The sequence below is a fragment of the Streptomyces sp. NPDC090442 genome, assembly GCF_044769405.1.
GTDB lineage: Bacteria > Actinomycetota > Actinomycetes > Streptomycetales > Streptomycetaceae > Streptomyces.
Genome location: NZ_JBIVXW010000014.1, coordinates 96,106 through 119,132 on the forward strand (window position 1 = coordinate 96,106; position 23,027 = coordinate 119,132).

The window sequence follows — 23,027 nt, forward strand, 5'->3', positions numbered from 1 at the left end:
CGGACCGGGCAACCGGGCGGATGGGCAACGGGCAGCGGGAGGCGACGGCCTGCCGGCGGGGCTGGGCTCATTTCACACTGGCCGCTTGGTGCGTGGTGCGTGTGGCACTTGAGTGCCCGGGTGTCTATTGCCGGGCGTAGTGGCTGATGGGGATGGCGGGGCGGCCCGTAACGGGGCTATCACAAAAGGGGAGTTGGCGCGGGCGACGGTATTGCGGAGCCGGTGGCGGGGGCGTAGGACTACGGCACCACCGCGTCACGATTGGCATCGCGTCACGATCGGCATCGCATCATGAGCGGCGCCGCGTCACGATCGGCGGCGTGTCGAGGGGCGCATCGCGGGCGTCAGGGCATCGCGGGCGCCATGGGAGCACGAGCAGCGCGGCATCAGGCACGGCACAGCACCACGACCGATGTTCACAGCACCACGATCGGTGATCGACGATCGGTGACCGTTGACCAGTGATCGGTTCCACGGCTGATCGGTTCCACGGCGCGACCGGTCCGGCAGCGCTATCGGTGTCGCAGCGCGGCACGCACCGCATCGCGCCAGCGGTGGGCACCACTGCACGCACGGCACGGCGCCGCGGCGCCCGCGCTGAGGTAGGCGACGGGCCGTCCCGGCGGGGACGAGGGCTACCAGCTACCTGGCTACGGGGAGGCGACGGGGATGCGTAGACGAGTCGGGCGGAGAGGGCAGGCGGCGGGACGGACACCCATAGGGCAGGCGGGGCGGGTCGGTGCGGAGCGTCGAACCGGGGCTGTGTATCGGGTGTTTGGCCGGCGGCGCAGGGCCGTTGTTGGGGCGGTTGTGGTGGGCGTGGCGATGGCGGTGGGGTTGGGTGGGTGTGGGAGTGGGAGTGGGGGTAGTGGTGGTGGGGGCAGGGGGACTGCGGCCGGCGTTGCGTTGCCGAAGTTGGGTGGGCAGCGGTTGCAGGTGGCAGCGGTGTGGACGGGGGTGGAGCGGGACAACTTCGCGAAGGTGTTGGCGGAGTTCGAGAAGCGGACCGGGGCGAAGGTGGACTTCGTGCCGAGCGGTGACGACATGGCCGGGTTCATCGGGTCCAAGATCGCGGGTGGTGGGCCGCCGGACGTGGCGCTGTTGCCGCAGGTCGGGGTGTTGAACGAGTTCGCCGAGAAGGGGTGGCTCAAGCCTCTCGGGGCGGACGCCAAGGCGGAGTTGGCGAAGAACTTCGGCAAGGGGTGGCGGGATCTGGGGGCCCACAAGGGCACCGAGTACGGGGTGTACTTCAAGGCCAGCAACAAGTCGTTGGTCTGGTACAACGCGAAGGTCTTCGAGAACGCCGGGGTGTCGGAGCCGAAGACCTGGCCGGAGTTCTTGAAGGTGGCGCGAACGGTGTCCGAGTCGGGGGTGGAGCCGGTCTCGGTGGGCGGGGCGGACGGGTGGACGCTGACCGACTGGTTCGAGAACGTGTATCTGTCGCAGGCGGGCACGGAGAAGTACGACCTGTTGACGAAGCACGCCATCAAGTGGACCGATCCGTCCGTGACGCGGGCGCTCACCACGTTGGGGCAACTCTTCGGCCAGAAGGAGCTGTTGGCGGGCGGCAACACGGGGGCATTGCAGACGGACTTCCCGACGTCGGTGACGCAGACGTTCAGCGGCGGGGACACCCCGAAGGCGGCGATGGTGTCGTCGGCCGACTACGCGGCGGCGGACATCGCGCAGACGAAGGCGAAGGTCGGGACGGACGCGAAGGTGTTCCCGTTCCCGGCGGTGGGCGCCAAGGCGCCGGTGGTGACCGGCGGGGACGTGGCGGTGGCGCTGAAGGGCACCAGGGCGGCGCAGGCGCTGCTGACGTTCCTGGCGTCGACGGACGCGGCCAGGATCTGGGCGCAGGCGGGTGGATTCCTCTCGGCGAACCGGGAGTTGGACCGGGCGGCGTACGCGGATGACGTGATGCGGAAGATCGCGGGGGCGTTGATCGCGGCGGGCGACGACTTCCGGTTCGACATGTCCGACCAGGCTCCGGCCTCGTTCGGCGGCAAGCCGGGGCAGGGCGAGTGGAAGGACCTCCAGGACTTCCTGAAGGACCCGAGGGACGTCGCGGGCACGCAGCGGAACTTGGAGCGGGACGCGGCGAAGGCGTTCGGGCACTGAGCGGGTGAGTGGGATGAGGGCAGCGGTAGGGGTGGGTCCGCGGCGGGCGGCCGGGCCGCGGGTGTGGGTGGCGGCGGTGTTCCTGCTGCCGGCGTTGGTGGTGCTGGGGGCACTGGTGGTGTATCCCATCGGGTTCTCGGTGTATCGGAGCCTGTTCGACGCGTCGGGCAACGGCTTTGTGGGGCTGGGGAACTACGGGGCGGTGTTCTCGGACGAGGCCATCCGGACGGCGCTCAGGAACACGGTGGTCTGGGTGGTGGTGGCGCCGGCGGTGTCCACGGCGTTGGGGTTGGTCTTCGCGGTGCTGACCGAGCGGGTGCGGTGGGGCACGGCGTTCAAGCTGGTGGTGTTCATGCCGATGGCGATCTCGATGCTGGCGGCGGGGATCATCTTCCGGTTGGTGTACGACCAGGATCCGCAGCGGGGGGTGGCCAATGCGGTGTGGGTGGCGGTGCACGACACGTTCGCCAAGCCGGCGCCGTTTCCGGGGGCGAAGCCGCGGCCGGGTGCGGATCTGCGGCCGTCGGGCGGCGGGTCGTTCAGCACGCGGTCGGTGGCGCGGGTGGGGGCGTCGGTGAACCTGCCGTTGGTGGCGGTGCGGCCGTCGGATGTGCGGGGTGCGCGGCAGGCGGTGGTCGCGCGGCCGCGGCCGGGGAAGGTCACCGGTACGGCGTGGCTGGATTTCACCCGTGGGGGTGGGGGGCGGCCGAACGTCATCGATCCGGGTGAGCGGGCGTTGGCGGGGCTGACGGTGCAGGCGGTGCGGGGCGGCCGGGTGGTGGCGTCGGCGGTGACGGGGGCGGATGGGACGTATGTGTTGCCGGCGGAGGCGGCGGGGGCCCAACTGCGGTTGCCGGCGGCGGACTTCGCGGCGGCGTACAACGGGGTGGACTGGCTGGGGCCGGCGCTGGTCACGCCGGCCATCATCGGGAGTTACGTGTGGATGTGGGCCGGTTTCGCGATGGTGTTGATCGCGGCGGGGCTGGCGGGGGTGGAGCGGGAGTTGTTGGAGGCGGCGCGGGTGGACGGGGCCGGCGAGTGGCAGGTGTTCCGCCGGATCACGGTGCCCTTGTTGGCGCCGGTGCTGGTGGTGGTGCTGGTGACGCTGATGATCAATGTGCTGAAGATCTTCGATCTGGTCTATGTGATCGCGCCGGGCTCCAGCCTGCGGTCGGCCAACGTGCTGGCGTTGCAGTTGTTCCAGTCGTCGTTCGGGACGGATGTGGACGAGGGGTTGGGCAGCGCGATCGCGGTGTTCCTGTTGGTGCTGGTGGCACCGGTGATGTACGTGAATCTGCGCCGGATACGGAAGGAGCGTCGCCGATGACGTCGTCGATCCCGGCCGTGGAGGGGGCCGCGGTGCCGGCCGGTCGCGGGGGTGGCCGGCGGGGGCGGCGGGCGCGGGGGGCGCGGTGGGCGGCGCGCGCCGGGGGCGGTGCGGTGCGGGTGTTTCTGATGCTGGTGGGGCTGTTCTGGCTGATGCCGTCGGTGGGGTTGCTGATCTCGTCGTTGCGCAGTCCGGCGGAGATCGCGGAGTCGGGCTGGTGGCGGGTGTTCGTCCGGCCCGCGCAGTTGACGTTCGACAACTACGCGGCGCTGCTGTCGAACGGGAAGGTGATGGGGTCGCTGGTGACCACGGCGGCGATCACGGTGCCGGCGACGGTGTTGGTGGTGGTGATCGGTTCGCTGGCGGGCTATGCCTTCGCGTGGCTGGAGTTCCCGGGGCGGGACGGCTGGTTCATGGTGGTGGTGGGGTTGTTGGTGGTGCCGGTACAGGTGGCGCTGATTCCGGTGGCGAAGCTGTTCGGTGCGGTGGGGTTGTTCGAGACGACGGCCGGGGTGGTGCTGTTCCACACGGCGTTCGGGCTGCCGTTCGCGGTGTTCCTGCTGCGGAACTTCTTCGCCGAGATCCCGCGGGAGCTGTTGGAGGCGGCGCGGCTGGACGGGGCGGGTGAACTGCGGTTGTTCACGCGGGTGGTGCTGCCGCTCGGCGGTCCGGCGATCGCGTCGCTGGGGATCTTCCAGTTCCTGTGGGTGTGGAACGACATGCTGATCGCGTTGATCTTCGCGGACAGCGGGCATCCGCCGATCACGGTGGCGTTGCAGCAGGAGGTGCGGCAGTTCGGCAACAACATCGACGTGCTGGCACCGGGGGCGTTCCTGTCGATGGTGGTGCCGCTGGTCGTCTTCTTCGCCTTCCAGCGGCAGTTCGTGTCGGGGGTGATGGCGGGCGCGGTGAAGTGACCGCGGCGTACGGGGCGGGTGGTGCGAGTGGTGCGGGTTCCTGGGCCGAGCCATGACCGTTGTGGGAGGCGCCGCTCACCTTCCGTTCACGTTCCTGGCGGACGATGGCGGCCGCTTCGTGAAACGCAGGGTGCGGCGGGGGTTCCTCCTGGAGCCCGCCGCACCACGGCGCGGCGGCGCCGGGGGACGGCCCGCGCCCCGAGGCCGCGCCGCGCCCGCGTGCCGTGCCTCGCCATCGATTCCCGACCGTCTGGAGACGGACCGCAGATGACTGCCGTTACCGCAGACCAGAGTGTTGACCAACTGCCGCGCCCCACCCGGCTGTCCGAGGTCAAGGGGTGGTTCTTCACCGCCGATCAGCTCCTGTTCGACTGGTTCCTGCGCCAGCAGCAGGACCGGGAGGTGCCGGGCGACCTGCTCGAACTGGGCGCGTACCTGGGCAAGAGCGCGATCTTCCTGGGGGCGCGGCTGCGCCCGGACGAGCGGTTCACGGTCTGCGACCTGTTCGACTCGCCGGCCGAGGACGCCTCCAACTCCAAGGAGATGGCGAAGTCGTACGCGACGCTGACCCGGCGGGCGTTCGAGGCCAACTACCTGTCGTTCCACGAGGAGTTGCCGGTCATCGTGCAGGGGTTGAGCTCGCTGGTGAGCGAGCACGTCGAGGCGGACAGCGTGCGGTTCGCGCACATCGACGCCTCGCATCTGTACGAGCACGTGCACGGCGACATCCTGGCGGTGCGGGAGCTGCTGCACGACCGGGGCGTGGTGGTGATGGACGACTACCGGGCCGAGCACTGCCCGGGGGTGGCCGCGGCGACCTGGCAGGCGGTGACGGGCCACGGGCTGCGGCCGATCTGCCTCACCGGCACCAAGTTCTACGGCACGTGGGGCGATCCGGAGCCGTACCGCAGCGCGCTGCTGGGGTGGCTGGCGGGCCGCGGTGACATCTGGCACGAGGTGCAGCAGGTCAACGGTGCGCCGCTGGTGCGGCTGAGCGCCAAGGGGGCGAAGGAGCCGGCGCATCCGGTGTCGCGGCACCGGACGTCGGAGGCGGAGCGGAAGCCGGCGGCGGCGCCGGTGGACCGGCAGCCGGCGGGGGCGGCCCGGTCGGCCGCGGCGCGTCCGGCGGGGCGTCCGGTGGCCTCCGCCGCGCCGGGCGGGGTGCTGCGTCGGGTGGCGGTGGACGTGCTGCCGCCGCTCGTGACCCGGGCGTTGGCGCGGGCCCGTCAGCGGTCGCGGGCGGCGCGCGGCTGAGGCGCGCGCGGGGCGGCGGGCCGTCGGGGCACGCCGCCCCGCCGGTGGCCCGCCCCGGGGCACCGCGTCATCCCCGGGGCACCTGCGCGACCAGGACGAAGCAGTTGGCCGCGAGGACCCGCCCGGCGGTCCGGGGCAGCGGGTGGGAGTAGGTGCGCCGCACGGCCAGCCCGGCGGCCTCGGCGAAGGCCCGCAGCAGGGTGAAGTCGGTGAAGCGGACGGGTTCCGGGCCGGCGCGGTGGCCGGCCTCCTGTGCGGTGATCAGCAGCACGCCGCCGCCGGGCCGGACGTAGGGGACGTAGGCCCGCAGCAGTTCCTCGACCTGTTCGTCGTCGAGGTGTTCCAGGACGTGGGCGGTGAGCAGCGCGTCGAAGGCGCCGGGGCGGGCGTGCGGGCCGGCCAGGAAGGCGTCGGCGGTGTAGGCGGTCAGGCCGCGGGCGCGGCAGCGGGCGACGGAGCGCGGGTCGTGGTCGATGCCGACGCTGCCGGGGGCGCAGCCGGCGAGGGTGTCGCCGTCGCCGCAGCCGATCTCCAGGACGCGGCCGGGGCCGATCCGGCGCAGTTGCCGGGTGAACGGGGGCCGGGCGGGCCGCAGTCGGGCCAGTGCGCCGGGTTCGCCGGGGGCGGGGAGCCGGACGGTGGAGGCAGCGGGCGCGGTGCCGGTGGGGCGGGTGCGGGTGGTGGGGGTGCCGGGGGCCGGGGCCGGGGTGTCGGGGCGGTCGGTGGCGGCGGAGCTGTCGGTTCGGCCGGGCATCGCGGGGCGGTCACCTTCCTGGTCGGCGGCGGGCGGTCGCCGGTGTCCGGGCGCGGGCACCGGTCGTGCTGGTCGCGTTGTCCACGGTGTACGCCATGGCGCCGTCCGGGCCGGACCGCCGCACCTTCGCCTCACCCTTTCAGCGCAGCGTCGGTGACCGGGTCGGCGATGGACGAGTTGAGGGACGAGTCGGCCGCATCGCCCCGTGTGCGTCCCGGGGTTGCTCCTGGGGTCCGCCCGTCCGGAAAGGCTCGTTACGCCCATGAAGCCTCGGCTCACCGTCGTCGTCCCGGTCCCGCGCGGTGTGGGGGCCGCGCGCCATGTCCAGGAGTGTCTGGCGTCGGTGGCGGCGCAGACGTTGGCGGAGTTGGACGTGGTGCTGGTGGACGACGGACCGGCCAACGGGCCGGAGGGGCCGCCGGCGGCGGTGCGGCGGGTGGTGGAGCGCGATCCGCGGTTCCGGGTGGTGCACCACGAGGGCGGGGGCCCGGGTGGGGCGTGGAACTTCGGTGCCCGGCACGCGTTTCCGGACACCGGGTACCTGGCGTTCCTGGCGCCGGACGACGTGCTGCTGCCGCGGGCGTACGCGGACCTGGTGGGGTTGTTGGACGCGTCGGGGGCGGAGCTGGCGACCGGCAACGTCTACCGGCTGGGGCCGGCGGGCCGCAGCCAGTCGGCGGACCATCCGGCGGACCGGGAGACGGCGCTGCGCACCCATGTCACCGGGGAGCCGGCGCTGTTGCGGGACGGGCTGGTGGCGAACAAGGTGTTCCGGCGGGCGTTCTGGGACCGGCATCGACTCGCCTTCCCCGAGGGCGAGTTGGGCGACGAGGCGGCGGTGGCGCTGCCGGCGCACGTGCTGGCGGAGGCGGTGGACGTGCTGCACGAGCACGTCTGTTACCGGCGGCTGCCGGAGGGGCCCGAGCGGCGGCCGCGGCCGACGGCGCAGGCGGTGCGGGACCGGTTCGCGGCGGTGGCGCGGATGCGGGCGCTGCTGGCCGATCCGGCGCGGCCGGCGTGCGGCGGGCTGCGGGCGGAGTACGACCGGGCGCAGTTGGCCGGGGGGCTGGCGGACCTGGTGGCGGCGGTGCCGGGGGCGGCGCCGGAGGTGCGGACGGCGTTCCTGGACTGTGCGCGGGACTTCCTGGCGCGGACCGATCCGCGGCTGCTGCGGGCGCTGCCGGTGGAGTTGCGGATGCGCTGGTATCTGGTCCGGTCGGGTCGACTGGCGGACGTGGCGGTGCTGTTGGGGCACGAGGCACGCAATCCGGGCGGGTTCGTGGTGGCGGGGCCGCCGCTGCGGCGGCGGGCGGTGTTGCCGCCGGAGGCGCCGATCGCGCTGCCGGCGGGGGTGGTGCGGCTGTCGCGGGCGGACTTCCCGGTGCGGGCGGAGGTCCGGGAGGCGGTGTGGCGGGGCGGGGTGCTGCTGCTGCGCGGCTGGGCGTACGTGCGGAACCTGCCGGCCGCGACCCGGCACGGCGGGCTGCGGACGGCGGTGCTGTCGTGCGGGCGGCGGCGGATCGTGCTGCCGGTGCGGACGGTGGCGATGCCGGAGGCGACCGCGGCGTCCGGGCAGGAGCTGCACTGCTACGACTGGTCGGGGTTCGAGCTGCGGGTGGATCCGGCGCGGCTGCGTCGGGGCGAGTGGCGGGTGGAGCTGCTGTTGGCGACGGCCGGGGTGGTGGCGACGGGCGAACTGGCCGCGCCGGAGAGCGGGTCGGGGGCGGAGCCGTCCGGGCACGAGGGCGCGGGCGGGGTGTGGGTGGTGCCGCGGTATGTGGACGGGCGGCTGCGGATCGCGGTGACCCGTCGGGTGCGGCGGTTGGTGGGGCCACCGGTGGTGGCGGGCGGGGCGCTGGAGTTGGCGGTGGCCGCGCCCGGTCCGGCGCCGGTGGCGCTGCGGTTGACGCACCGGGGGACGGGGACGGTGGTGTCGTTCCCGGTGGAGGGGGCGGCGGACGGGGGCGGGCGGTGTCTGGTCCGGGTGCGGTTGGACGCGTTGGACGCGGCCCGGCCGGTGCGGGACGGCGAACCGGCCGCGGTGCCGCCGGCGCACACCGAGACCTGGCTGCCGGAGCTGGTGTCGGCCGACGGCGCGACGGACGTGGTGGCCTGTCCGCAGGGGACGGAGCCGGTGGCGCATCCGCTGCCGCACGGCCGGGAGGTGGTGGCGGCGGCCGCGGCGGGCGGGGAGTTGGTGCTCCAGGACCGGGTGCCGCAGGCGTCGGTGGACCGGGTGGTGTGGCGGGCGGACGGGACGCTGTTGTTGGCGGGGGCACTGCCGGATGCCGCGCCGGCGGCGCCGGAGGTGGTGCTCAGGCACTCCGCGCACGCCGCCGAGGCGGTCTTCGAGGCCGTGCACGACGACGGGCGGTTCCACTGCGCGTTGCCGCTCGCGGCGCTGCCGTCGTGGGCCGGGGAGGTGCCGCTGCGGGAGGGCCGGTGGACGGTGCACCTGCGGGAACAGGGGGCGGTGGGCTCGCCGTTGGATCCGCCGGTGCGGTGCGTGCCGGCGGTCTTCGACGGGCTGCCGGTGTCGCGGACGGTGCACGGCAAGCCGTTCGTGCTGGACCGGGTGCGCGGCGACGAGCTGTTCGTGGCGGCCGGTCCCGCGGTGCCGCCGGTCGATCGGGGCCCGTACCGGCGTCGGGTGCTGCGCGAGCAGCACTATCCGCTGCACCGGTCCCGTCCGCTGCGCGAGACGGTGCTCTACAGCAGCTTCGGGGGCCGGGCGTACGGGGATTCGCCGCGGGCGGTGCACGAGGAGCTGGTGCGGCGGGGGATGGACGTGACGCATCTGTGGGCGGTGCGGGACGGGCAGACCGCGGTGCCGCCGACGGCCCGTCCGGTGGTGGTGGGCAGTGCGGCGTGGCACGGGGCGTTGGCGCACAGCCATTGGATCGTCACCAACACGCATCTGCCGCGGTGGTTCGTGCGGCGGGCCGGGCAGCGGGTGATCCAGACCTGGCATGGGACGCCGCTGAAGCGGATCGGGGCGGATCTGTTGGGGACGCTCTGCGAGGGGTTGGCGCATCTGGCGCCGCGGCCGCGGCTGGGCCGGCAGTGGAGCGTGCTGCTGTCGCCGAACGCGGCGAGCACCCCGGTGCTGCGGTCGGGGCTGGGCTTCGGCGGGAAGCTGTGGGAGACCGGGTTGCCGCGGACCGACGCGCTGCACGCCGCGGGCCGGGACGAGGTGGCGGCCGCGGTCCGGGCGCGCCTGGGGATCCGGCCGGATCAGCGGGCGGTGCTGTACGCGCCGACGCCGCGGGACGACGTGGCCTACGACGCCTCGCACCACCGGCTGCACCTGCCGCTGGACTTGGACGCGGCGCGGGCGGCGCTGGGCGGGGACCATGTGCTGTTGGTGCGCAGCCATCCGCAGGTGCCGGACCGCCTGCCGGGTCACCATGCGCCGTTCGCGGTGGACGTGTCGTCGTATCCGGACGCCACCGAGCTGCTGTTGGCGGCCGATGTGCTGGTGACCGACTACTCGTCGCTGGCGGCGGACTTCGCGGGCACGGGCCGTCCGATGCTGTTCCTGACGCCGGACCTGGCGCACTACCGGGACGCGCTGCGCGGTTTCAGCCTGGATTTCGAGGCGCGGGTGCCGGGTCCGCTGCTGTCGTCGACGGGCGAGTTGATCGAGGCCCTGGAGGATCTGCCGGCGGTGGCGCGGGCGAGTGCGGGGGCGTATGCGGAGTTCCGGGAGCTGTTCTGTCATCTGGACGACGGCGGGGCGGCGGGCCGGGTCGCGGACCTGATCCTGGAGTGAGCGGCCGGGCGCCGGGCAGGCGGACGGATCGGGCCGGTGGGCGGTGGCCGGATCGGCATCCTGCGGCGTCCGCGTCGTTACAGCATGTACCGGCGTCCTTGCGGGGCGTTCGCGCGGGTTAACGTACGGCTCTGTCCCGGGGCTCGGTGGGTTAAGAGACGGCAATGAGGCGGAAAAAGAGGGTGGCCGGTGCAACCGCTCGGTGGTTTTCGTCCTCTGACCCTGAAGAACAGGGGTCCGAAACCCGCTCGCGCCAAGAGCTGCTGTCGACACGAAATGTAGATTTAGTGACTGTGAATGAAGCCCTTGAGCCACGGCCTGGGCCTATCCTCACGCCCACCGCGCAGGTCAGCGTCGTCGTCATCGCGTTCAACGACGCCGGGCACGTGGCCGACGCGGTGCGCTCCGCGCTCGCACAGGGGGAAGCCGTCGCCGAGGTGATCGCGGTGGACGACGCCTCCACCGACGGCACCGGCGCGGCCCTGGACGCCCTGGCCCGCTCCGAGCCTCGGCTGCGGGTGCTGCACCGGGGCGAGAACAGCGGGGGGTGCGGATCCCCGCGCAACGACGGGGTGCGGGCCGCGGCCGGCCGCTTCGTGATGTTCCTGGACAGCGACGACGTGCTGCCGCCGGGCGCGGTGCCGGCCCTGCTGGCCGCGGCGCAGCAGCACGAGGCGCCGGTCACCGCGGGCGCCTGTGTGCGCCGGGAGCTGCCGGCCCGCCGGGACGTCCCCTGGCAGCCCGGCCTCTACCGCGAGCCGGCCGTACACGACAGCCCGGACGGGGCGCCGCAGTTGGTCCGCGACACCCTGTGCGTCAACAAGCTCTACGACCGCGCCTTCCTCGTCGACCACGGCATCGTCTTCCCCGAAGGCCGCTACCACTACGAGGACTTCGTCTTCACCGCCCGGGTGCTGGCCGCCGCCCCGAAGATCGCCACCGTCCCCGACACCGTCTACGTCTGGCACGTCCGGCGCGCCGCCGCCAAGCAGTCGATCTCCCTGGACCGCAAGGACGTCGCGAACTGGCGGCAGCGCATCGAGGCGCACCGCACGGTCCTGCGGATCCTGCGCGATGCCGGGCGCGACGGTCTGGCGCGGGCCGCGGCCACCAAGTTCCTCGACCACGACCTGCGGATGTACGTCCGGGAGCTGCACACCCGCGGCGCGGACTACCAGGGCGAGTGGTGGCGGCTGACCCGTGAGCACCTGGCGTCGTTCGAGGAGGCCGAGCTGCGCGCCGCGCACGCCCCGGCCCGCTGGCTGGCCCGGGTCGTCCTGGCCTCCCCCGCCCCGCGCGACCTGGACCGGCTGACCCACCTCGCGGCGCGCCCCGGCCGGCTGCTGCCGCCGTACCCGACGGGTCCCGACGGCGGCCCGGTGTGGTCGGAGGACCTGCCGGAGGTGCGCCTGGACGGCCTGGTCGCCGGGGACGGGGTGGGCGCCGCGGACGAGGACGTGCCGGGCTTCGAGGCGTCGCCGCGGCTGCCGGTGACGGTGGACGCCGACCCGGTGCTGGGCGCCAGCGGCGGTCTGCTGCGGCTGCGCGTGCACGACCTGTACGGCACGGTGGCCGCGGCCGGCCCGGTCAGCGTCGCGGTCGCGCTGCACCGGCGGCGCGACGGCCGGCCCGGCCCGGTCTACACCGCCACCCTCACCCCCGCCGCCGACGGCACCGCCTGGACGGCGTCGGTGGGGCTGGACCTCGCCCCGCTGATCGAGCTGCCCGGGGCGCGGCCCGCCGACCCCGAACCGTGGGACCTGTCGGCGCGGCTGACCTGCACGGACGGCACCGCGATCGGCGTCGGCCTGCGGGCCGTGGGCAGCGGTCTGACGCGTCGGGTGCTGCCCAGTCGGCGCCATGTGGTGCTGCTCGCCCAGCCGTACGCGACGACGGGCGGAGCCCTGTCGTTGCGGGTGGCGTCCGGGCCGCGCAGCGTCTGGCGCATCGCCGCCCGGAAGCTGCACCGCTGACCCGGGCACCCCTGTCCCTCTGTTCCCAGCCTAGGATTGGCGCTATGTCTTACCTGATCACGGGTGGTGCCGGTTACATCGGCTCCCATGTCGTAAGGGCCCTGCGGCAGGCCGGCGAGTCGGTTGTCGTCCTCGACGATCTGACGACGGGCGTCCGCGCCCGGGTCCCGGAGGACGTGCCCCTGATCGTCGGCTCGACGCTCGACCGCGCGGTGCTGGACGCCACGATCGCCGAGCACGGCATCACCGACGTCGTCCACCTGGCCGCGAAGAAGCAGGTCGGCGAGTCCGTCGAGCTGCCGCTGCACTACTACCGCGAGAACGTCCACGGCCTGCAGACGCTCCTGGAGGCGATGGCCGCCGGTGGCGTGCCGCGCCTGGTGTTCTCCTCCTCCGCCGCCGTCTACGGCATGCCGGACGTGGACCTGGTCACCGAGGACACGCCCTGCGCGCCGATCAACCCGTACGGCGAGACCAAGCTGGTCGGCGAGTGGATGGCGCGGGCGGTCGGCAAGGCCCACGGCATCTCCACCGCCTGCCTGCGGTACTTCAACGTCGCCGGCGCGGCCACCCCGGAGCTGGCCGACACCGGGGTCTTCAACATCGTCCCGATGGTCTTCGAGCGGCTCACCCAGGGCGCCGCGCCGCGCATCTTCGGTGACGACTACGACACCCCCGACGGCACCTGCATCCGCGACTACATCCACGTCGCGGACCTCGCCGACGCCCATGTCGCGGCCGCCCGGGCGCTGGCCGAGCCGGGCCCGGTGCGGGACCTGACGCTCAACATCGGCCGGGGCGAGGGGGTTTCGGTCCGCGAGATGGTGGACCTGATCGCCGAGGTCACCGGGCACCGGGGCGTGGTGCCCGAGGTCACCCCGCGGCGCGCCGGCGACCCGGCCCGCGTGGTGGCGGCCGCCGACCGGATCACCAAGGAGCTGGGCTGGCAGGCCCGGCACGACGTCCGCGACATGATCACGTCGGCGTGGGCGGGCTGGCAGCACCATCACGCCTGAGACCGGCCGGGGTTGACGCCCCCGCTGCCCGTAGACCGCCCGCTCCCGTCTTCCGGGGGCGGGCGGTCCGTCGTTACAGGGGGCGGCCGGTGGTTCAGCCCGTCGGGCGCTGCCGCCAGGGGCGGACGAAGTCGTGCAGGGCCCGCCGCGCGGCGGGGGCGAGCACCGGCTCGTTGATCGGGGTCCCGGCGGGGTGCAGGAAGTGGTCGAGGCCGGGCAGGACCCGCAGCCCGGGTCCGGTGGTGCCGGCCGCGGCGAGGGCGGCGCGCAGCGGCGGGGTGGTGCGGCACGGCACGTTGGCGTCGGCCGTGCCGCAGGTGACCAGGGTGCGGGTGCCGGGCGCGACGCCGCGGGCGACGGACGGCGGGTAGAGGGCGTCGTCGCTGCGGGTGAAGTCCGCGTTGACCGGCCCGAAGACGCCGCCCAGGAGGGTGACGAGGGAGGGCGGCAGCCCGGAGGTGTCGACCGGGCGCCCGGCACGGAAGTCGGCGATGGCCCTGGCGATGCCGCGCTTGTTCAACGCCGCCTGCGCCGGCGTGAGTTGGCCGGCGGCGACTTGCCGGTCCAGGCCGTCCGCCAGTTGGAAGTCCAGCATGTCCAGCAGGCGCAGGTCCTGCGGGGCGAGGAGCGCGAGGCCGGCGGGCTTGGCCGTCACCGCCCGGTCGACGAGCAGCGCCTGGAGCCCGCCCTCGCTGTGTCCGACCACGAGCAGGGCGCGCGGATCGGCCTCCGGTTGGGCGCGCAGGGTGCGGTAGGCGGCCACGGCCTGGCGGGTGTAGGCGGCCATGTCGGGGGCGCGGTGCCGGCCGCCCAGGCCGGTCCGCCCGGTGCCGTACTTGTCGAACCGCAGGCTCATCACGCCGTCCCCACCGAGGGCGCCCGCGAGCAGGGACAGGGTGTGCGGGGTGAGCGCGGGCGGCTCGTCGCCGTTGCGGTCGCTCGGCCCGCTGCCGGGGATCAGCAGCGCCGCGGCCAGCTTGCGGCCGGGCCGGTGGGCGGGGATGTGCACCGTGCCGTAGGCGGTGGTGCCGTCCGCGGTGAACTGGATCGCGCGGTCCGCGGCGGGCACGAGGGCGGCGGCCCGCGGGGCGGCGGACGCGGCGGGCGCACCTAACGCCGGGCCGGCGACGGCGGCGGCCGCCGCGAGCGCGGCGAGCACCCTGCCGCGCCGAAGCGTGCGTGAACGCATGGATTCCCCCTGGGAGTTGAGACGGTGAGCCGGGACGCGCCCCCGGCACTTGTTCTAGCTGTTATAGAACAAGCCGCTGTCGTGCGGCTACCGGAAGAGCGCCAGGAACGCGCCAAAGCGCGCGGCACACGCAACGGCCGGGCCGCTCCGCCTCGTTCGGCGGAACGGCCCGGCCGGGTCCGGTCGTCAGCGGCGCGCGCCCGGGACCGTGAGGGTCAACGGGCCACCGCCGTCGGCGACATGGACCGGGAGCTCGCGGCGCAGGGCGCCGGCGGTGAGGCGGAGGGTGACCCGCCAGTCGCCCGGGGGGCCACCGCGCAGGCGGGCCTGGGCGCGGTAGCGGTCGCCGGCGGCGCGCTCGACGGTGGTGCGCAGGGCCACGGTACGGGTGGCGTCCCGCAGCACGAACTGGAGGGTGGCGTCGACGGGGCAGCCGGGGAGGGTGAGGCCGGCGGCGACGGTGGTGCGGCCGGTGCGGGTGCGGGCGGCCGTGCCGTGCAGGTCGGCGCCGAGCGGGCGGCGGGCGCCGTCGTGGTCCAGGTCGAGGTGGAGGTGGCCGTGCGGGGAGGAGAGGAACAGGGCGGCGACGGTGGGGCCTTCGGGGCCGTGGCTGATGACGCGGGGGGCGGTGTCGGTGACCGGGCCGCCCCCCTCGGGGACGAGCCAGACCTCGCGGCGCAGGGCGGGGACCGGGGCGTCGGCGGCGTCCGGGGTGCCGTGCGCGGCGATCCCCAGCTTCAGCGCCCAGACGCCGTCCGCCAGAGGGGCGCCGCCGGCCGCGGTGGCCGGGTCGAGGGCGGCGTGCCAGGTGGCGCCGTCGGGGTCGTAGGCGGCGGGGATGCGGTGGTGGGCGCCGCTGCGGTGCAGGACGAGCTCGACGGCGTCGGCGCCGACGGTGCGCAGGGTCGCGGTGCCGCGGAGGTGGAGGACGCCGCCGATCCACTGGACGCCGTCGAGGCACTGGCGGACCCCGATCCGGTCGGTGAGGTCGAAGAGGGCGTCCGGCAGCGGGTGGTCCGCGTCGCGGAAGTGCGGGTAGGCGGCGTAGGCGCGGCCGTCGTCGAGGCGGGGCGGGCCGGGGGTCCGGTCGGGGCCGGCGTCGGCGGCGACCACGGCGTCCAGTTCGGCGTCGAGGCCGGCGCGCAGGCAGTGGGCGCGCAGCCGCAGGCCGGGCGGGAGGGCGGCGAGCACCCGGTCGGTGAGGTAGGCGTCGACGAGGGGGCGGGCGGCCTCGCGCATGGCGCGGCGGCCGGTCTCGTCCCGGGCGAGGTAGGGGGCCGCGAACGGCATGAGTATCTCGCCGTGGAAGTGGCGGATCAGGAGTCTGTCGCGGTCCGGGCCGGGCGGGACCTCGGCGGCGAGGTCGGCCAGGACGGTGCCGATGTAGGCGAGGTAGGCGGGCCAGTCCATGTCCTGGCGGGAGGCGTTGCTGTCGTCGTCCCGACCGTGCAGGTAGTAGCAGTCGTAGTCGGCGAGGACGGAGACGACCTCGGCGCGCAGCAGGGCGGTGATCCCGAAGGGGAGGTCCTCGCCGAGCAGGCGGCCCTCGACGAAGCGCAGCCCGTGGCGCTCGACGAAGGAGCGGCGGAAGAGCTTGTAGGCGGCCAGGGTCCAGTAGACGGGCGAGTCGTAGATCGAGACGCGGGGGCTGGTGGTGCGCAGGTCGACGGGGGCGCCGCGGCCGCCGGCGCCGACGATGCGGCCGTAGACGACGTCGGAGCCGTGCTCCTCGGCCATCGCGACCAGGCGCTCCAGGGCCTCGGGGCCGAGGTGGTCGTCGGAGTCGAGGAAGAAGACGTAGTCGCCGGTGGCGTGGTCCAGGCCGATGTTGCGGGGTCGGCCGGCGCCGCCGGAGGGCGGCTGGTGCAGGACGGTGAGGTGGGGGTGGGCGGCGGCGGCCTCGTCCAGCCAGGCGCCGCTGCCGTCGGTGGAGCCGTCGTCGACGGCGATGATCTCGATGCGGTGCCGGTCGAGGGTCTGGGCGAAGACCGAGCCGAGGCTGCGGTCGAGGTAGCGGCGGGTGTTGTGGACCGGCACGATCACGGTGACGGTCGGCGCCGCGGGGCGCTGGTCACCGTCGTCGACGGCGGTGTTCTGGGGCACGGGAAACGTGGCCTCCGTTCCTTTCTGCGGGTCCTCGCCCTACCCCACCCCCTCCGGGGTAAAACGGACTAACGCGACATCAAGCCAGATAACTCGTTCGCTGTCTTTCTGTGCGCGGACTGCGCGCCGACCTGGAAGGAGCGCGGTGAGCTCGACACCTTCCGCACCCCAAGAGGGGGTCCGGACCCGGGAGGTTGCCCGGACCCCACCCGGCGCGACGCGCGCCACACCCGCGGCCCGGGCCCGGCGCCTGGCCGCCCCCGGTCTCGCGGCACTGCTGTCCATGGGGGCGTACTGCCTGGCCCTGGCCGCCTACGGCGGCTACCCGTTCGGGCCGCGCTCCCGCGCCGTCAACGACCTGGGCAACCAATTCGTGCCCTTCCACGCCCGGTTGTGGGACCTGCTGCACGGCACCGCCCGCGGCGACCTGTTCTTCAACTGGGGCAGCGGGTACGGCGTGCCTTTCCTGGCGGACTTCGTCACCTATCTGCTGAACCCGTTCTCGCTGCTGGTGGGCCTGTTCCCGCGGGCGCTGGTGGACCTGCCGGTGTTCCTGGTGACGCTGCTGAGCATCGGGCTGGGCGCGGCGCTGATGACCGTCCTGCTGGGACGGCTGCGGCCCGGACCGGGCGCGCTGCGGGCGCTGCTGGGCGTCGGGTACGGGCTGTGCGGCTGGGTGTTGAACGACGGGCACGCCGACCCGATGTGGATGTGGGGGCTGGTCTCGCTGCCGCTGCTGGGGATCGCGGCCGACTGGTGCCTGCGGCGGGTGCGCTGGGTCGCCGGGACGCTGCTGGTGGCGCTCGCCTGGGCCGGGAACTTCTACACCGCGGCGATGGCCACCCTGGCGACCGGGCTGGTGCTGGCGGTGCGACTGCTGACGGGGGACGGCGGACGGGACGGGGGCGGGCGCGTAGCGCCCTCTTCTGGAGGCGGACGTCGGGCGACGGCCGGGCGTGCGGTGGGCCGGGCGGCGGCGATGGCGGCGACCGGGATCGCGCTGGTCGCGCCGGTGCTCACCGTGACGTTCCGGGCCAGCCGGGCCGCGCAGCCGCCGCCGGAGGCGGTGTACGGGGGCGCGCCGCCGCTGCTGGACCAGTTGGCGCGGCTGCTGTCGGGCGGGCACGGCGGGGCGCCGGCGCCGAACGTCTTCGTCGGGGTGCCGGCGCTGCTGCTGGTGGCCGCCTTCCCGTTCGTCCGGGCGGTGCCGGCCCGGGTCCGGATCGGCTGGTCGCTGCTGGCGCTGGGCATCGGCGCCTCGTTCGTCTGGAAACCGACGATCCTGCTGTGGCACGGCCTGGCGCTGCCCAACGGGAGCCCGTACCGGGCCGGGTTCGCGCTCGGCGGGGTGCTGGTGATGATCGCCTGGCTGGCGCTGGCGGCCCGCCCGCGGGGGCGGGAGCTGGCCGCGGGGGCGGCGCTGGTCGCGGTGCTGCTGGTGTGCTGCCGGAACCGCGGGGTGATGGGGCCGACGGCCTGGGTCGTGGTGGTCGGCGTCGGGGCGGTGGTGCTGGCGGCCCTGCCGGCGCGGGCCCGCCTCGCCCGGCGGCCCCGGGCGCGCGCGGCGGTCACCGCGGCGCTGCTGTGCGCTTGCGCCCTCGGCGCGGCGTACACGGCGTTCACGGTGACCACCGAGCGGGCCCGGATCCCCTGGTTCCAGCCGAAGTTGACGCTCTCCCCGGGGGCGCTGGCGACCCGCCGGGGGCTGACCGCCCGCGACGACTGGCCGCGCTCCCGCACGGACCCGGGCCCGCACGAGTTCGCCGACAACGACCCGCTGCTGCTCGGCGGCGAGGGCGGCGCCTACTACAGCAGCTACGTGCCCGCGGCGACCGCCCGGACGCTGCACGGGCTGGGCGCCGGCTGGTACATCCGGGGGCGGCACACGCTCAGCTTCGAGGACCCGGTGGGGCAGGCGCTGCTGGCGGTGCGCAGCGCCCAGATGCCGCCGATGCCGGGCGGGCCGCGCGGCGCCTACGTCGTCGCGCGGGGCCGGCCGGCGCCGCTGCTGACCGTGCGGCGCGGCCCGCTGCCGGCGACCGGCACCGCCCCGGACACCGTCTTCGCCCGCCAGGAACGGGTGTTGGGCGCCCGGGTCTACGAGGTGCCGCGCCTGACGCCCGGCCCGGGCCCGGCCCCGCAGCGGGCCCCCGGCGGCTGGCTGCTGCCGGACCGGCCCCTGCCCGCCGCGGACGCCGGCGCGGTGGCCGCGCCGAACACCGGGACCGCCTTCACCGCGCACTGCGCCCCAGGCAGCCTGGCGCTGTGGTACGCGCCGTGGTTCGCCGGGGAGGTCACCGGGCCGGGCGGGCCGACCCGGGCGGTGGGCCGGTGGGACGTCACCGCCAATCCGCTGCGGCGGCTGGGCACCGTACCGGGCGACGGGACGGTCACGGTGCGCTTCGCCGGGCCCGGCCACCCGTACGTGCCGGAGCGGGCCGTCGGCTGCCTCGCCCCGGGCCGGCTGGCCGCGGCGGTGCGCTCCCTGGAGGGGCCGACCGGGCTCACCGCGGGCGGCCACGACCTGACGGCGACGCTGCGCCCGGGGGCCGCCGGGACCGCGGTGCTCGCCCTGCCGGCGGTGCCCGGATGGAGCTGTTCGGTGGACGGCGGGCCGGCCCGCGCCCCCGGGACGCTCGGCGGGCTGATGGCCGTCCCGCTGCGCGCCGGCGCGACCCGGCTGAGCTGCGCGTACGCCCCGCCGGGGCTGACGGCGGGGCTGGCGGCCAGCGGGGTCGGGGCGCTGGCGCTGGCCGCGGTGGCCGGCGTCGCGGCGACCCGCCGCGGCCGTCCCCTCCCCCACACCGCATGCCCGAATAGTGCGTTTCGCTCCGATTTGTAAAACTGCCTTCCAGGGGACGACCGCCTCAGCCGTCCCCTGTCCCCGGCGAAAAGGCCCGCCCATGAAGCTCTCCATCGTCGTCCCCTGCTACAACGAAGAGGCCGTGATAGGCCGCTTCGACGAACAGCTCCGCGCGGTGCTGGGCCGCCTCGCCGTCGAGTACGAGCTGTGCTACGTGGACGACGGCAGCCTGGACGGGACCCTGCCCCGGTTGCGCGCCCTCGCCCACCAGCACCGCGGCACCACCCGCTACCTCTCCTTCAGCCGCAACTTCGGCAAGGAACCGGCGATGTTGGCCGGCCTCAGGGCGGCCACCGGCGACGCGGTGATCCTCATGGACGCCGACCTCCAGCACCCGCCGGAGCTGATCGAGAAGATGCTCGACCTCTACCAGCTCGGCCACGACCAGGTCATCGCCCGCCGCAGCCGGGACGGCGACCGGCGTCTGCGCACCGTCCTCAGCCGGCTGTACTACCGCGCCGTCAACACCTGGATCGACGTCGAACTGGTCGACGGCGCGGGCGACTTCCGGCTGCTGTCCCGCAAGGCGGTGGACGCGCTGCTCTCGCTGCCCGAGTACAACCGCTTCTCCAAGGGGCTGTTCTCCTGGATCGGCTTCGACACCGTCAGCTTCGACTACCGCAACGCCGCCCGCGGGGCCGGCGAGACCAAGTGGCGCCTCGGCTCCCTGGTCAACTACGGCATCGACGGGATGATCTCCTTCAACTGCCGCCCGCTGCGCGCCGCCATCTACGCCGGGCTGGGCCTGGCCCTGCTCGCCACGCTCTACGCCCTGTGGGTCGTCGGCGCGGCCGTCGCCGGCGGGGTCACCGCGCCCGGCTATGTGACGCTGGTGGCCATCGTGGTCGGGCTGGGCGGCCTGCAGATGGTGATGCTCGGGCTGATCGGCGAGTATATCGGGCGGATCTACTACGAGACCAAGCGGCGGCCGCACTTCCTGGTCAAGGAGAGCGACGGCGCCGCCCCCGCCCCCGCCCCGGTGCACGCGCCGGGGACCGCCGCCGTCGGCCCGCGGCCCCGCTGATGCGCGGCCCGGCCGCGGCCCTCCCCTGGGGCCAGGTGGTCCGGTTCACGGCCGTCGGCGTCGTCAACACCGGGACGTTCTACGGCTGTTACCTGCCGCTGCACCGGCTGCTGCCGTACTTCGCCGCCTACACGACCGGGTTCGTCCTCAGCCTGGTCGGCTCGTTCTTCCTCAACACCTACTTCACCTACCGCACCCGCCCCACCTGGAAGAAGTTCCTGCTCTTCCCGCTGACCCAGGTCACCAACTACGCGGTGCAGAGCGCCGGCCTGGTGGCGCTGGTGAGCTGGCTGGGGATGGACAGCGTGGCGGCGCCGCTGGCCGCGGCGCTGCTGGCGCTGCCGGTCACCTTCGTGGTCTCCCGGCGGATCCTGCGGCCCCCGGCCCGGCGACGCGCCGCGGCCGGTCAGCCCGAGCCGCCGGTGCGCTCCGGCGACCCGGTCTGAGCCCGCCAGCCCTGGAACGGCGCGGTCTGCCCGGCCCTGGCCTGCCGGGCCGCGTACAGCCGGCCGTCGTTGCCGAGCGCGACCAACACCGCCCGGCCGGCCGCGTCGTGCGCCACCCCGGCCGCCGCCGAGTGCGACAGCCGGCAGCGCTGCCAGGGCTTGGGCCCGGCCTGGGCCATCGCCACCCGGACGTCCCCGGCGTCGTCCCGGGCGGCCAGCACCATCCGGTCGGCGCCGCCGGCCGGCGCCAGCGCCACCCGCCCGTAGCCGCCGGCCCGTTCGCACTGCCCGGCGACCCGCCAGGTGCCAAGCGCCCGCTGCCGCTCCGCGAGCAGCACCCGCGCGGTCCCCGACTGCCGGTAGGCGATCCGCACCAGCCCGCCGGCCAGCGGGACGATGCTGATCGGCCCGCCCGGCTCCGGCAGCCCGGTCGTCGCGCCCGGCCGGGGCGCGGCCCCCGGCTCCTTGGACACCCAGTGCTGCACCGTCCGGACGCTGGGCGCGACCAGGTGGACCAGCCCGTCGGAGTCCACGCAGGCGTCGATGCCGTCCACGATCTGCGGGGACGCCCTGAGGGTGCCGACGCCGGCCGGCCCCTCCAGCCGGTCCCACGGCGACCACTGCCCGCCGTGCGGCCCGCTGCGGTGACCGATCCCGCCGTCCCAGGTCCGCACGAAGAGGTGCACGGTGCCGTCCGGGGCGGCCACCGCGGCCGGGAAGCCGATCTCCAACGACCGGACCGGTTCCGGGTCCGGCGAGCCCAGCGACTCCCACGGTCCGAAGGCCGGCACCCCGTCCCGCCCGGTGCCGGTCTGCCGCGCGGCGACCAGCTCGCGGCGGTGCTCGGTGCCCGGCCCCGGCAGGATCGTCCGGGAGGCGAAGAGCTGCAGGGCCCCGTCCGGGTGCCGCACCACGTGCAGCTGCCCCTGGAGCAGCTCCCCGCCGATCCGCACCGGGGCGCCGAACCGCCCGCTGCCCGGCCGGGTCTCCGCCCAGCCGTACGCGGCGCCGGCGAGCACCGCGAAGGCGGTCAGCCGCCCGTCCCGGGCCGGCCGCACCCAGGAGTTGGAGCCGGGGGCGCGCAGCCGGGTGCTGCGGGTCCAACTGCGCGGGCTACCGTTCAGCGCGGTGCCGCCGACCTTGCGGTCGCCGCAGCCGGCCGGGTCGGCGCAGCGCCGGTGGTCGGCCCAGCCGTAGACGTCCAGCGTCCCGGCCTTGCGGCGGACCGTGGAGGGGTCCAGATCGCCCGGCAGCACGCCGAGTTCGTAGCCGAGGTAGCTCTCCACGACGGTGGGCACGGGGCGGCCGCGGCCCCAGTAGCGGGCCAGCGCGGCCTGGGTGAAGTGGGCGGAGGCGGTGTGGTCCTGGTGGTCGAAGTAGCGCAGGCCGGCCAGCCGGGGATCGGGGGCCGGCAGCGGCTTCTTGTCGGAGTGCACCGCGTTGGGGTCCAGGGTGCGCACGACGGTGGGCCGGACCCAGTCCAGGATCGCGGCCAGGGTGTCGGTCACCTCCTCGCGGCGGTAACGGAACTGCCGTTGGACGGGGCTGCCCTCGGGGCGCAGCGTCGGCAGCGCGTCGACCACCCCGAGCCAGAGGCCGCGCAGGCTGGTGGCGCGCGGCTGGTAGACCGCGCGGGCCTCGACCAGTTCCACGAAGACCAACTGGTGCTGCGGGGCGGCCCGTAGGGTCTGCACCTCCACCTGGAAGCCGGGCAGCAGGGTGCGGGCCTCGGCGTCCCAGACGCTCCCGAGGTCGCCGGTGGCCATCTTGGCGTGCGCGGCGAGCAGCCCGTTGGTCCGGGCTCGGGCGAACGCCGACCGGTTGGGGACCACGTGGTCGTGCAGGGCGGTGTGGTTGGGCGCGTTCCGGCCATCGGACTCGCCGCCGGTCAGACACACCGTGACGGTCCGGGCGCCGCTGCGGATGGCCTGCTCCAGCCCCGGGTTCATGAAGAACAGCCCGTCGTCGGGGTGCGCGATGACGTGCAGGAACACCTGCTCGTCCGGTTCCTCGGCGGACTCCTGCTCGCGGGCCGGCGGGGGCGGGCGGGTCGCGTCGGGCGAGAGCCAGGCCCACACCCCGGTGCCCGCGGTGCCCGCGAGGACGACACCGCCGGTGGCCTGAAGCAACCGGCGGCGGGAGATCGACGGTCCTGACGGTCCTGGCCGGGGCACCTGACCAGTATTTGCGGGCGACGGCGATCCCGCGCTTCCGAAATGCCCTTGTTTGCCGGTCTTTTCTCCGGGCCACCCGTCCGTCGGGGTTCCC

At 74.9% G+C, this 23,027-nt stretch carries 14 protein-coding genes; 10 read left to right on the forward strand and 4 right to left on the reverse strand.

All coding sequences use genetic code 11. The annotated features are described in order from the left end of the window. Positions 1–825: 825 nt before the first annotated feature. From ACIQU6_RS12915 to ACIQU6_RS12930, 4 genes are all read left to right on the forward strand, one after another. Positions 826–2,121: an ABC transporter substrate-binding protein gene (locus ACIQU6_RS12915; RefSeq protein WP_403481698.1), complete on the forward strand. Its 1,296-nt coding sequence runs from the start codon at positions 826–828 to the stop codon at positions 2,119–2,121. Between the two features lie 13 nt (positions 2,122–2,134). Next, positions 2,135–3,448, forward strand: coding sequence for a carbohydrate ABC transporter permease (locus ACIQU6_RS12920; RefSeq protein ID WP_403481663.1), 1,314 nt, complete (start codon positions 2,135–2,137; stop codon positions 3,446–3,448). After that, a complete protein-coding gene (locus tag ACIQU6_RS12925) occupies positions 3,445–4,365 on the forward strand; it encodes a carbohydrate ABC transporter permease (protein WP_403481664.1) in 921 nt (306 codons plus the stop codon). The genes ACIQU6_RS12920 and ACIQU6_RS12925 overlap by 4 nt, the downstream gene beginning before the upstream one ends. Positions 4,366–4,632: 267 nt before the next feature. Continuing rightward, the gene (locus ACIQU6_RS12930; RefSeq protein WP_403481665.1) at positions 4,633–5,619 is read left to right on the forward strand and encodes a class I SAM-dependent methyltransferase; all 987 of its coding nucleotides are present in this window, start codon (positions 4,633–4,635) and stop codon (positions 5,617–5,619) included. Positions 5,620–5,686: 67 nt separating this feature from the next. Here the strand turns inward: ACIQU6_RS12930 and ACIQU6_RS12935 are convergent, their stop codons facing one another. Then, a complete protein-coding gene (locus tag ACIQU6_RS12935) occupies positions 5,687–6,373 on the reverse strand; it encodes a class I SAM-dependent methyltransferase (protein WP_403481666.1) in 687 nt (228 codons plus the stop codon). A 262-nt stretch (positions 6,374–6,635) separates the two neighbouring features. Here ACIQU6_RS12935 and ACIQU6_RS12940 point away from each other — a divergent pair, with 262 nt between their 5' ends. The 3 genes from ACIQU6_RS12940 to galE all read left to right on the forward strand — a co-directional run bounded on the left by ACIQU6_RS12940 (position 6,636) and on the right by galE (position 13,134). Then, on the forward strand, positions 6,636–10,145 hold the full coding sequence (locus ACIQU6_RS12940) for a CDP-glycerol glycerophosphotransferase family protein (protein WP_403481667.1): 3,510 nt from the start codon (positions 6,636–6,638) through the stop codon (positions 10,143–10,145). Between the two features lie 293 nt (positions 10,146–10,438). Continuing rightward, positions 10,439–12,118, forward strand: a complete 1,680-nt coding sequence (locus ACIQU6_RS12945) for a glycosyltransferase family 2 protein (protein ID WP_403481668.1) — start codon at positions 10,439–10,441, stop codon at positions 12,116–12,118. 44 nt (positions 12,119–12,162) lie between these two features. Beyond that, positions 12,163–13,134 (forward strand): UDP-glucose 4-epimerase GalE, encoded by a 972-nt coding sequence (galE, locus tag ACIQU6_RS12950; protein WP_403481669.1) that lies wholly within the window; start codon positions 12,163–12,165, stop codon positions 13,132–13,134. A 94-nt stretch (positions 13,135–13,228) separates the two neighbouring features. Here galE and ACIQU6_RS12955 read toward each other — a convergent pair whose 3' ends face one another. Beyond that, a complete protein-coding gene (locus ACIQU6_RS12955) occupies positions 13,229–14,323 on the reverse strand; it encodes a serine aminopeptidase domain-containing protein (RefSeq protein ID WP_403481670.1) in 1,095 nt (364 codons plus the stop codon). A gap of 186 nt (positions 14,324–14,509) precedes the next feature. Continuing rightward, the gene (locus ACIQU6_RS12960) at positions 14,510–16,426 is read right to left on the reverse strand and encodes a glycosyltransferase (RefSeq protein WP_403481671.1); all 1,917 of its coding nucleotides are present in this window, start codon (positions 16,424–16,426) and stop codon (positions 14,510–14,512) included. Positions 16,427–16,571: 145 nt separating this feature from the next. On the opposite strand from ACIQU6_RS12960, the gene ACIQU6_RS12965 reads away from it, so the two are divergent. The 3 genes from ACIQU6_RS12965 to ACIQU6_RS12975 all read left to right on the forward strand — a co-directional run bounded on the left by ACIQU6_RS12965 (position 16,572) and on the right by ACIQU6_RS12975 (position 20,759). Continuing rightward, positions 16,572–19,268, forward strand: coding sequence for a YfhO family protein (locus ACIQU6_RS12965; protein ID WP_403481672.1), 2,697 nt, complete (start codon positions 16,572–16,574; stop codon positions 19,266–19,268). A gap of 61 nt (positions 19,269–19,329) precedes the next feature. Beyond that, on the forward strand, positions 19,330–20,313 hold the full coding sequence (locus ACIQU6_RS12970) for a glycosyltransferase family 2 protein (protein ID WP_403481673.1): 984 nt from the start codon (positions 19,330–19,332) through the stop codon (positions 20,311–20,313). Then, positions 20,313–20,759: a GtrA family protein gene (locus ACIQU6_RS12975; protein ID WP_403481674.1), complete on the forward strand. Its 447-nt coding sequence runs from the start codon at positions 20,313–20,315 to the stop codon at positions 20,757–20,759. Before ACIQU6_RS12970 ends, ACIQU6_RS12975 begins: the two co-directional genes overlap by 1 nt. Here the strand turns inward: ACIQU6_RS12975 and ACIQU6_RS12980 are convergent. Continuing rightward, complete coding sequence (locus tag ACIQU6_RS12980; protein WP_403481675.1) at positions 20,720–22,933, reverse strand: PIG-L family deacetylase; 2,214 nt, start codon at positions 22,931–22,933, stop codon at positions 20,720–20,722. The two genes, ACIQU6_RS12975 and ACIQU6_RS12980, sit on opposite strands and share 40 nt — an antisense overlap. Between the last annotated feature and the right edge of the window lie 94 nt (positions 22,934–23,027).